General features: G+C 67.2%; 11 protein-coding genes and 2 pseudogenes. 5 read left to right on the forward strand and 8 right to left on the reverse strand.

The window, feature by feature from the left end:
* Positions 1–79 precede the first annotated feature (79 nt).
* Together A5706_RS08115 and A5706_RS08120 are read left to right on the forward strand one after the other, a co-directional pair.
* Positions 80–745 carry an IclR family transcriptional regulator gene (locus A5706_RS08115; protein WP_068128926.1) on the forward strand — a complete coding sequence of 222 codons (666 nt, stop codon included), beginning with the start codon at positions 80–82 and terminating at the stop codon, positions 743–745.
* Positions 746–771: 26 nt separating this feature from the next.
* Entirely contained in the window at positions 772–2,403 is a 1,632-nt protein-coding gene (locus A5706_RS08120; protein WP_068128928.1) for an FAD-dependent oxidoreductase, read from the forward strand.
* A gap of 8 nt (positions 2,404–2,411) precedes the next feature.
* On the opposite strand, the pseudogene A5706_RS08125 reads toward A5706_RS08120, so the two are convergent.
* From A5706_RS08125 to A5706_RS08140, 4 genes and pseudogenes are all read right to left on the reverse strand, one after another.
* Positions 2,412–2,785 (reverse strand): annotated as a pseudogene (locus tag A5706_RS08125) (limonene-1,2-epoxide hydrolase family protein).
* 47 nt (positions 2,786–2,832) lie between these two features.
* A complete protein-coding gene (gene meaB / locus A5706_RS08130; protein WP_068128929.1) occupies positions 2,833–3,720 on the reverse strand; it encodes a methylmalonyl Co-A mutase-associated GTPase MeaB in 888 nt (295 codons plus the stop codon).
* A gap of 7 nt (positions 3,721–3,727) precedes the next feature.
* Positions 3,728–4,867, reverse strand: a complete 1,140-nt coding sequence (locus A5706_RS08135; protein ID WP_068128931.1) for a thiolase family protein — start codon at positions 4,865–4,867, stop codon at positions 3,728–3,730.
* 104 nt (positions 4,868–4,971) lie between these two features.
* Positions 4,972–5,490, reverse strand: coding sequence for a phenolic acid decarboxylase (locus A5706_RS08140; RefSeq protein WP_068128933.1), 519 nt, complete (start codon positions 5,488–5,490; stop codon positions 4,972–4,974).
* 129 nt (positions 5,491–5,619) lie between these two features.
* Between A5706_RS08140 and A5706_RS08145 the strand changes: the two genes are divergently transcribed.
* The gene (locus A5706_RS08145) at positions 5,620–5,853 is read left to right on the forward strand and encodes a hypothetical protein (RefSeq protein ID WP_068128935.1); all 234 of its coding nucleotides are present in this window, start codon (positions 5,620–5,622) and stop codon (positions 5,851–5,853) included.
* Positions 5,854–5,938: 85 nt separating this feature from the next.
* Positions 5,939–6,820, forward strand: coding sequence for a proline iminopeptidase-family hydrolase (locus tag A5706_RS08150; protein ID WP_068128937.1), 882 nt, complete (start codon positions 5,939–5,941; stop codon positions 6,818–6,820).
* Positions 6,821–6,823: 3 nt separating this feature from the next.
* Here the strand turns inward: A5706_RS08150 and A5706_RS08155 are convergent, their stop codons facing one another.
* The 4 genes and pseudogenes from A5706_RS08155 to A5706_RS08170 form a co-directional block, all read right to left on the reverse strand.
* Entirely contained in the window at positions 6,824–7,591 is a 768-nt protein-coding gene (locus tag A5706_RS08155) for an enoyl-CoA hydratase/isomerase family protein (protein WP_068128939.1), read from the reverse strand.
* A complete protein-coding gene (locus A5706_RS08160) occupies positions 7,592–8,689 on the reverse strand; it encodes an acyl-CoA dehydrogenase family protein (protein ID WP_068128941.1) in 1,098 nt (365 codons plus the stop codon).
* Positions 8,676–9,581 (reverse strand): acyl-CoA dehydrogenase family protein, encoded by a 906-nt coding sequence (locus A5706_RS08165; protein ID WP_068128942.1) that lies wholly within the window; start codon positions 9,579–9,581, stop codon positions 8,676–8,678. The genes A5706_RS08160 and A5706_RS08165 overlap by 14 nt, the downstream gene beginning before the upstream one ends.
* A pseudogene (locus A5706_RS08170) lies at positions 9,559–10,098 on the reverse strand (class I adenylate-forming enzyme family protein); the annotation flags it as partial. The pseudogene A5706_RS08170 and the gene A5706_RS08165, both read right to left, overlap by 23 nt.
* A gap of 21 nt (positions 10,099–10,119) precedes the next feature.
* Between A5706_RS08170 and A5706_RS08175 the strand changes: the two are divergent.
* Positions 10,120–10,351, forward strand: a 232-nt coding sequence (locus A5706_RS08175; RefSeq protein ID WP_369831827.1) for an AMP-binding protein, incomplete at its 3' end; no start/stop codon positions are given.

A 10,351-nucleotide genomic window follows, 5' to 3' on the forward strand; every position in this document is an offset into this window, starting at 1 on the left:
CCTACGATGTGTGCTAATATCGCACATTAATGTGCGTTATCTATAGAGCTTCGCTCTCCCACGAGGGTCTGTCAAGGTCATGACCGGCTCCCAGACGCTGGCCAGGGGGCTCACCGCGCTGCAGATGGTGGCCGATTCGCCGAATGGGCTCACCATGCAGCAACTGGCCGACCAGCTCGGGGTGCATCGCACCATCGCCTACCGACTGCTTGGCACGCTCACCGACTTTCGGTTGGTGGCCAAGGGAGACGACGGGCGTTACCGGCCCGCGGCCGGCCTGGCGGTGCTCGGCGCGTCGTTCGATCGCAACGTAAGGCAGGTCAGCCTGCCGATCCTGCGCGCGCTGGCCGACGACCTGAGCACCACCGTGTCGCTGCTCATCGCCGAGGGCGATCAGCAGGTGGCGGTCGCGGTGATCGTGCCCAGCCATGTCGCCTATCAACTGTCCTTCCACGAGGGCAGTCGATATCCCTTGGACCGCGGCGCCGCGGGAATCGCCTTGCTCGCGAACATGCCGCCGCGCCCGGGCGAGCGAGAGCTGGTGGCGAAAACTCGCGAATGCGGCTGGGTGATCACCTACGGCGAGATCGAACCGAACACTTACGGTTTGGCCGTCCCGGTCAACCGCCCCGCGCCGTCCCCGCCGACGTGCATCAACCTCATCTCGCACCGTGAGGACGTCGTGATGCGCGGCAAGGACGCGGTCATCACCGCCGCGAAGCAGTTGTCGGAGCTGTTGAGCTAGCCACTGAGCTGAAGGGATAACCGTCCATGTCCTGGGACCGTGAAGTCGATGTTGTCGTGCTCGGCAGCGGAGGCGCCGGCCTCACCGCCGCGCTAACGGCAGCGGTGGCCGGTGCGTCGGTGGAGGTCTTCGAGAAGGCCGCCACCGTCGGCGGCACCACCGCCGTGTCCGGCGGCGTGGTGTGGATTCCCGCCCACAACCGTTCTCCCGAGGGGGAATTGACGGTCGCGGATGCGTTGCGATACCTGCGCGCGCAGGCTCTCGGCGCGATGGACGACGCGTTGGTCGAAACGTTCGTGCGGACCGGCCCGGCGATGCTCGACTTCGTCGAGACCAACAGCAAGCTGCGCTTCGAGATTGCCACCGGATTCCCCGACTACCGACCCGAGTTGCCCGGCGGCCGGCCGGGCGGCGGACGATCACACATCCCGGCTCCATTCGACCTGAATCGATTGGGCGAGTGGGCAACCCGGATCACGGCTTTTCCGATTGATTTTTCCAACGTGGGCTTTGACGCCGAGACGCTGGCGCGCTTGCACGCGTCGCGGTTGGACGCGGCGGCCGACGAACAACCCGGCAAGCTGTGCGTCGCCGGTGCCGCGCTGATCGCGGGTCTTCTCGACGGCGTGCTGGAGGCCGGCGCGACGGTCCACGTCGAGGCCCGCGCCGAGCAGCTCGTCGCCGACGCCGGCGAGATCATCGGAGTCCAGATCGCCGTGCCGGGACAGACCATCCGGGTGCGCGCGCGCCGCGGAGTCATCCTGGCAACCGGCGGCTTCGAATGGGATCCCGTTCTTACCCAAGCTTTTCTGCGGGGTCCGATGCACGGGGCCGTCTCCCCGCCGTACAACACCGGGGACGGGCTTCGGATGGCGATGTCGCAGGGCGCGGATCTCGCCAACATGGGGGAAGCCTGGTGGGTACCGATCGTGCAGATCCCCGGCGACTCCATCGAAGGAAAGCCGCGAAGCCGCAGCGTCCGGCTGGAACGCACCCGCCCGCGGAGCATCATCGTCAACTCGGCCGGGCGCCGGTTCGTCAACGAGGCATCCGACTACAACTCGATGGCCGGCGCGTTCCAATACCTCGACCCCCGCGAGGGATACGTCAACGATCGCGGATGGATGGTGTTCGACTCGGTCCACCTGCAACGGTATGGCTTCCTGGGGGTCGAGCCCGGGCAGGCGGTTCCGGACTGGTTCTGCGAATCGGCGGATCTCGCCGAGCTGGCCGCCAAGACCGGCATCGACGCCGAAGGGCTCACCCGCACCATCGAGAACTGGAACCGGAATGTGGCAGCCGGCGCCGACCCCGACTTCGGGCGCGGCTCCAGCGCGTACGACGGCTACTGGGGAGACGACGCCGCTCCCACGCTCGCCGGCAAGACCCTCGGCCCGATCGACACCGCGCCGTACTACGCCGTTCCGGTGTCCATCGGCGCCATGGGCACCAAAGGCGGCCCGCGCACCGACGCCGACGCCCGCGTCCTGCACGTCGGCGGCGACCCGATACCGGGCCTGTTCGCCGCGGGCAACGCCATGGGCGGCGTGACCGGCCGGGCCTACGGCGGGGCGGGTGGAACCATCGGCCCCGCAATGGTTTTCGGCTACCGTGCCGGTCATGCGGCGGCAACCGGGAAGTCGGTCGACCTTCAGTAGCGGGTTTGCTAGCCGAACGCGCTGGTGATGGTCGCCATGTCGAAGTAGTCGCGCCACGCGACGATCCGGTCGTCCTGCACCTCGAACACACCCATCACCGGCAACGGGAACGTCCCGCCGTCCTTTCGGCGCATCACGTCGGTTCGTTCGTTCATGACCAGGGTGCCGCGCTGACCTGACGATGGACGTTGAAGTCGATGCCGTCGAACGCCGCGAGGAATCCCGCGATGAATTCCCTTATCGCCTCGCGGCCCCGCACCGGATCCATCGGGATGTTGTGGTAGACGGCGTCTTCGGTGAAGTAGCCCGACAGCTCGTCCGGATCGGGGGATGCCCAGCGCTTGCAGAATTCGGTTACCAGCTCATCGGCGGAACGTGTCATGTTTTCATGCAACACACCGAGATGCGCCAAGGCAAGGGGCGCGTCGGTCAATCCCCTTGTTCCGCCGGGGAAGAAAGCAGCTTTTCGGCCGCCGTGTACGGATCGTCGCGGCCGTCAACCACCGCCTCGGCGAGCCCGTCGAGGCCCGGCCGGGTCCGCAGCCGGGTTTGCGCCATCGACAGGATTTGAGCTCGGGCCCGCGCCAACCGGCGCTCGCGACTGTCGGTGCGGTGGTGATCCTCGATGGCGGCCACCAGATCGGCGACACCCTCGCCGCGGGCGGCGATGAGGCTGACGATCGGCGCTTTGGTCTCGGCGCGCAGGTCCCGCACGGTCTGTTCGGCGCCCTCCCGGTCGGCCTTGTTCACCGCGACGATGTCGGCGACCTCGAGCACGCCCGCCTTGGCCGCCTGCACCGCGTCCCCTGTGCCCGGATTGAGGATGACGACGGTCGGGTCGGCGACGGCGGCGATTTCGATCTCCGACTGGCCCACTCCCACCGTCTCCAGCAGCACCACGTCATACCCGATGGCGCCGAGCAGCCGGATGGCCGCGGGAACCGCGGCGGCCAGCCCCCCGATGTGACCGCGGGTCGCCACCGAGCGGATCAGGACGTCGGAGTCGTTGATATGCGCGGTCATTCGGATCCGGTCGCCCAGCAGCGCCCCGCCGCTGAACGGCGACGACGGGTCCACGGCCAGCACGGCCACCCGGCTCCCGCGTTCGCGGTAGGCGCCGACCAGGGCACCGACCGTCGTCGACTTGCCCGCGCCCGGCGGCCCGGTGATGCCGATGACGCGGACGTCGACGGCGGATGACGGCCCGATGCTCGCCAGCACCTCGTCCCGCCGGTCGCCCTCGACAAGGCTGAGCAGCCGACCCGCCGCGCGCGGAGATCCGTTGCGCGCTCCCGCAATCAGGTCGGCGATCGTCATGTGCGAATTATGGCGCAGCGACCTCGATAACCGTCGCCGAACCCATTCCGCCGCCCGCGCACATGGCCGCCACCGCTATTCCGCCACCGCGGCGGCGCAATTCGTGCACCAGGGTGACCAGCATCCGAGCCCCGGTTGCCGCAACCGGGTGTCCCAGCGAGCAGCCGCTACCGTTGACGTTGACCTTCTCGGGGTCCAGGTCGAGCAGCTTGATCGTGGCCACGCACATCGCCGCGAACGCCTCGTTGATTTCGAACAGGTCCACATCCGAGATCGAAAGCCCCGCCCGTGCAAGCGCTTTCGGTATGGCTTGGACGGGTGCCAAACCGGTGATGGCCGGATCGACGCCGACGGACGCCCAGGACCGCACGGTGGCCAGCGCGGGCAGGCCGAGGGCGTCGCTCGCGATGGTCAGCACGGCCGCACCATCGTTGGCGCCGCAGGCGTTGCCCGCGGTGATCGAGAAGCCCTCGATCTCCGGATGCAGCGGCTTGAGCGCGGCCAGCTTCTCCATGGTGGTGTCCCGGCGCGGGTGCTCGTCGACCGAGAACAGCCCGTGTGGCGTCTCGATCGGGACGACCTCTTCCTTGAAGCGCCCCTCGTCGATCGCGGCGATGGCATTGCGGTGCGACCGCAGCGCCCACGCGTCCATCTCCTCGCGACTAACGCCCGCCTTGACCGCGGCGTTCCAGCCCACGGTGATCGACATGTCCATGTTCGGTGCGTCGGGCCGGTCCGGGTGGGTCGGCGGGAACCAGTCGACCCATTCCCCGTCGACCTGGATCCGCGACCGCGGGGAGGTCGACGCCGAGTTCACGCCGCCGGCAATGACGAGCTGATCCATCCCGGCCCGCACGCTTGCCGCCGCACTCTGCACCGCCGCCTGCCCTGCCGCGCAGTGCCGGTTGTTGGCCAGGCCCGGCACCTGGGGCAGGCCCGCGGTGATGGCCGCGTGCCGGGCAACGACTCCCCCGCCGTAGAGGCCCTCACCCAGGATCACGTCGTCGACCAGAGCGGGGTCGAGATCCCTGGCCGCCTCGCTGACCACGTGGTGGGCGAGGTCGAATGCGCTGGTGTCGCGCAGCGTCCCCTTGCGGGCGGTGCCGATGGGGGTGCGCAGGGCGGACACAATGACGGCTTCGGGCACGGGTTTTCTCCAGTTCGGCGAGCGCAATGCGGACGGAAGCCACCCGCACATTCACGAGAATCTTATTCTCTCATTGTGAGAGCGCCAGTTGCAACAAGGCACCGTCAGCCGGTGCGGTCGGACCACCCCGCGGGCAGGTTTTGGGGCGCGGTATCGATCACCCTCTCGTCGTCGGTCCCGACGTACTCGAACAGGGTGATGTAGGCGAATTCGGGGACTTCGTAGATCGGGTAGGTCGGACCTTGGTCCCGATAGGCCCGCATCTCGTCGAGATGTTCGTTCTGGAAGCAGACGGTGCGCTCGCCGTGCATGCGTACCCATTGGGGGAAGAAGATCACGCCGTGGATGCGGCGCTTGGCGGGCAGTATGTTGACGGCCACGCAGGTGCCGGTGGGTTCCGTCCAGGAGACTTTGTAGTTGTCGCCGTCCAGTTGGACCAGGTTCACCTCCTGCCCTTTGACCCAGCGGCCACCCACATGTCCGGAATGGATGCGGTAGTCGATGGTGGTGGCGTTCTTGACGTACATCTCGTACTGCCAGCCGTTGGCGTAGGTGTAGATGAAGCGGTACCCGACGATTCCCGAAAGATCCTGCGGCGGAACCGGGTTGGCGACGCTGGTCATTGTCGTTCCTCTTCCGCGGTGGGCTGAGCGATAAAGCTGTCTCGTTGGCGATCCTGCCAGAGCGCTTGACGCATATACCCCCTACCGGTATCGTTCCGGTGGACGTATTGAACGTTGGGAGGCGACGCAATGACGATGTGGGACGGCGGAAGCGGTTGGGGTTGGTGCGACACATTCGCGCACTTTTCGGGGATGGCGACATCGTGGGCCGTCGCACTCGTCGGTGTCGCCCTTGCGATCGGCTTTGCGATCGGTCAGCGCAATGATCCGGCAGGCATCGGGGCTCAACCCAAAGGCGGGGTGGCACCGCGGATTTCCCGAGACGAAAGGGACCACGACGAATTCTGGCGCCGGCTGATGTAGCGGCGCGAAGCCAACGGCCCATGACTTGCCTACACTGCTGGTGAGATAGCGGCTCGACACCTGATCCAGGGGGCTTCGGCTGAGCATGACCGGTGACGCGACATTGCTTGAAGGGACGATCGCGGTCCCGGGCGGCAACGTGTGGTTCAAACGCATCGGTGGAGGCACTGGTCACCCACTGCTTGTGGTCCACGGAGGCCCCGGGCTGCCGCACCAATACTTGAGCTCGCTGCAACGGTTGGCCGACGAGCGAGAGGTCATCTTCTGGGACCAGCTCGGCTGCGGGAATTCCGACTGTCCGTCCGACCCGGGACTTTGGACGATGGAGCGGTCGGTTGCCGAGATGGACGCCGTCGTAAGAGGCCTGGGACTGAGTCGCTTCCATATCTTCGGCAACTCCTGGGGCGGAATGCTGGCGCAACAATATGTGCTCGATGTGCCCTCGGGAGCCGCCAGCCTGACGATCTCCAACAGCATCGCGTCGATACCCGAGTTCTCGAACATGGTGGCGCGCTTGAAATCCGAGCTGGACCCGGCAACCCAGTCGGCCATCGACCGTCACGAAGCGGCCGGCACCACCCATGCCGCCGAATACCAGGCCGCCATCCGCACCTGGAACGAAACCTATCTGTGCCGCGTGCGTCCCTGGCCAGGGGACCTCGAGGACGCGTTTCGGGGGATGGGAGCCGAGATCTTCGAAACGATGTTCGGCCCCAGCGACTTTCACATCGTCGGAACCATCCGGAGCTGGGATGTGTTCGACCGATTGCCCGAGATCGCATTGCCGACCCTCGTCGTCGCCGGCAGGTTCGACGAGTGTGTGCCCGAACACGCATGGGAAATTCACCGGCGCATACCGGGTTCGCGATTCGAGCTGTTCGAGTCGAGCGCTCACATGCCGTTCATCGAGGAGCCCGAGAAGTTCGACCAGGTCATGCGCGAATTCTTGCGCCTGCAGGACCGATAGCGATCAGTTCTTGCCGGCGTTCAGCTTGGCGACGATGGACCGGAAATCGTCGGTGGTGAACGACTGGTGCTCGGCCGAAAGCGCGTAGTCCAGGCTGGCCAGCACCGCGCGCTCCAAGTGAATGTTGAGCACTCGCTTGGTGCTCTCGACCGCCTGCTGGGGCAATTCCAAAATCTTTTTGGCGCAGGCGATTGCCTCGGCGACGGGGTCGGCCGCCACATGGTTGGCCAGTCCCAGCTCGACGGCGCGCTGCGCGCTGATGCGGGTTCCGGTCAGCGCGTATTCCTTGGCCAGCAGCAGGCTGATGTGCAGCGGCCAGGTCAACGGCCCGCCGTCAGCCGCCACCAGGCCCACCTGCACGTGCGGGTCGGCGAGGAAGGCGTTCTCGGCGATGTAGACGATGTCGCTCAGCGCAACGAGGCTGCAGCCGAGGCCGACGGCCGGCCCATTCACGGCCGCCACCACGGGAATCCGGCATCGCGCCATGCCGAGCACGATCTCGCGTCCATCCCGGATGGTCTTGGCGCGCAGGGCGGCGTCCTGGGACAGCTCTTGGAGGTAGGCGAAATCTCCACCGGCCGAAAACGCCTTTCCGCTGCCGGTCAGCACCGCCGCGCGCGCCTCGGGATCGTCGGTCAGCCGCTGCCACAACCGCGCGAGGCCGACGTGCAGGTTGTCGTTGACCGCGTTGAGGTCGTCCGGGCGGTTCAACGTGATGATCCGTAACGCCCCGTCGGCGCGGACATCGATTTCGCTTGGCATGTCGTACATTCAGACTCCCAATCCCAGGATCCGCGAGGCGATGATGTTCTTCTGTATCTGTGACGTTCCGCCCATCACGCTCTGCGCGCGACTGTAGAGATAGGCACTGAGCAGGTCCGGATCGCGGGTCCCGGTGACCGCCAGCGCGGCGTGCCCGACCGATTGCTCGACCCAGGTCATCAGCAGCTTATCGAGCGATCCCTCCGGGCCGTGTGAGACGCCGTCCAGCTGCTCGGACAGGCGCCGCCGAACATGATGGGTCAGCATTTCCGACTCGACCGCCGCCCACGCGAGCTCTTCGGGAACCGGTGCCCCATCGTTCGAGTTGCGCGCGAACAGGTTTCGGACCAGCTTGCCGTATCGGGCCGCGTAGCCGAGCGTGGAGGGCTCACGCTCGTGCCCGACGACGGTCATGGCTACGGCCCAGCCCTCCCCGGGGGCGCCGACCATCCGGTCCGCGGGCACCGTGGCGCCGTCGAAGAACACCTGGCCGAATTCGTTGGTGACGCCGTTCATCATCCGCAACGGGCGCTGTTGCACGCCGGGCTGTTTCATATCGAGCACGAACGCCGACAGGCCGCGGTGGCGTTTAGCATCGGGATCCGTGCGGGCCAACAGCAGACACCAGTCCGCGACATCGGAGTAGCTGGTCCAAATCTTGTGCCCGTGCACCACATAGGTGTCGCCCTCGCGGGTGGCGGTGGTGGTCAACGATGCCAGATCCGAGCCGGCGCCGGGCTCGCTGAAGCCCTGGCACCACCGCTCGGTGCCGTTGATGATGCCGGGCAGGAAGCGCTTCCGAAGCTCGTCACTGCCGTGCCGCCCGATGCCGAAAACCAGATAGCCCACGCTGGGACGGGGCGGAGCGCCGGCGCGCACCAGCTCCTCGTCGACGATGACGTCGTACACGGGTGCCAAATCCTGGCCACCGTAGTCACGGGGCCAGGACAGCCCGAAAAAGCCGTTGTCATAGAGGGCCCGGTGCCAGTCGGCCATGCGTTCCCAGTACTCGTCCCCGGAGCCGGAATACTCCTTGGCGTGCAACGCAAGCCACGACCGCAGGCGCTCCCGGAAGGCGGCCTCGTCGGGCGAATCACGAAAGTCCAAAGTCGATCTCCTTATACGTGACGGGCCACAGTTCGGTCGATGTCAGCGCGCGACGCAGGTAGACGTGGGCGATGCATTCCCAGGTGTTGCCGATGCCACCGTGCACCTGAACCGCCGTCTCGCAGACGGTGCGCGTCGCACGCGCGCAGTAGACCTTGGCGATCTGGGCGGCCCTGATCGCCTCGGGCGGCGCGAGCTCGTCCACCGCCCATGCGGCGTGGCGCAGCACGCTCACCGAACCTTCGATCAGCGCCAGGCTTTCGGCCAACAGGTGTGCGATCGCCTGATAGGAGCCAATCGTTTTGCCGTACTGCTCACGGATTTTCGCGTAGTCGCAGGCGACCGCGTGCGCGCCGCGCGCGATGCCGACCAGGTCCGCGGTCGTGGTGACCAGCGCCAGCGCCCGCCACCGCCCGGCCACGTCGGACGACACCTCGCCCAGAGTCGTCGGCGACCCCACCGCGTCGGCCTCGGCGCGGGTCAGGTCGGCGCCGGCGCGACCGGCGGCCACGTCGGTGGCCAGGACCGAGGTGCCGGACAGCGACAGAGCCCGCCGCGCGCCGCGGGCGTCGATCACCCGGCCGTCCACCGCGATGGTCGAATCCCCACTTTCGGCACCGACGTGGCGCGCCAGATCGTCGGCCAGTACCGGCCCCAGGAACGGTGCATCGACCAGTCGGCGGCCGAATTCCTCGGCGACGACGGCCACTTCGACGCCTGTGGCGCCGTCGGAGCGCAGCGACCGCCACCCGGTCATTTCAATCTGCTTGTCCAGCCGCGCGATTCGGTTCGAGTCGTCGAGATCCTGCACGGCCCCGGGTCCGAGATCGTCGGCCAGCTTGGCGGCGGCGTCGCGCAGCTGCTGCTGTTCAGCCGTCAGACGTACATCCATAGGACTCCTTCAGCACTCGGCGCAGCACCTTGCCCGAGGGCAGCCGCGGAATGTCGTCCACGAACACGATGCGGCTCAGGTGTTTGTAGGACGCTAGCTTCTCGTCCACGCGGGCGGTGAGGTCGGATGGGTCGACGGGCGCGCACGGCGCGACGGCGGCGACGATCGCCTCACCGTTGATGCCGTCGGGAACGCCGAACACGGCGCAGTCCTTGACGGCCGGGTGGCCGTGCAGCACCGTCTCGATCTCGGCGGGCGCGACCTGAAAACCCCGAACTTTGATCATCTCTTTAAGGCGGTCGGTGATCCGCAGCCAACCGGCGCCGTCGAGCCAGCCGACGTCCCCCGTGCGATACCAGCCGTCGCGGATCGCCTCGGCGGTCGCCTCGGCGGGCAGATAGCCGGCCATCAACGACATCGATCGCGCCTGGATCTCGCCGACCTCTCCCGGGCCGACGGGCTGGCCCGTCTCCAACGAGACCACGCGCACGTCCACCCCCGGCTCGAGACGTACGACCTGTCCTCACTTCGCTTCATCATGTGGGGGGCAACGCCGGTCAGCCCCAGCGTCGCCGAGACGGTGACCCGGCGGACCGGCATCGGTTGGGTGCCCGCCTACGGCACCACGGAATTGCCCGTCATCGCGTGTAATCCGCTGCAGGGGGCGAGACTCGACTCGGTCGGCCGTCCGGTGCCGGGGGTGGACGTGCGCGTGGTCTCGTTGGAGACGGGCCAGCCCGTCGGCCCGGGAGAGGTCGGCGAGATCCAGG

This window comes from Mycobacterium sp. E796 (assembly GCF_001672815.1).
Lineage (GTDB): Bacteria > Actinomycetota > Actinomycetes > Mycobacteriales > Mycobacteriaceae > Mycobacterium.

Coding starts and splice junctions, on each gene's coding strand:
- A5706_RS08155 (WP_068128939.1), bottom strand. CDS start 7,591: ATGTACGACATGCCAAGCGAAATCGATGTCCGCGCCGACGGGGCGTTA.
- A5706_RS08120 (WP_068128928.1), top strand. CDS start 772: ATGTCCTGGGACCGTGAAGTCGATGTTGTCGTGCTCGGCAGCGGAGGC.
- A5706_RS08145 (WP_068128935.1), top strand. CDS start 5,620: ATGACGATGTGGGACGGCGGAAGCGGTTGGGGTTGGTGCGACACATTC.
- A5706_RS08165 (WP_068128942.1), bottom strand. CDS start 9,581: ATGGATGTACGTCTGACGGCTGAACAGCAGCAGCTGCGCGACGCCGCC.
- meaB (WP_068128929.1), bottom strand. CDS start 3,720: ATGACGATCGCCGACCTGATTGCGGGAGCGCGCAACGGATCTCCGCGC.
- A5706_RS08150 (WP_068128937.1), top strand. CDS start 5,939: ATGACCGGTGACGCGACATTGCTTGAAGGGACGATCGCGGTCCCGGGC.
- A5706_RS08115 (WP_068128926.1), top strand. CDS start 80: ATGACCGGCTCCCAGACGCTGGCCAGGGGGCTCACCGCGCTGCAGATG.
- A5706_RS08140 (WP_068128933.1), bottom strand. CDS start 5,490: ATGACCAGCGTCGCCAACCCGGTTCCGCCGCAGGATCTTTCGGGAATC.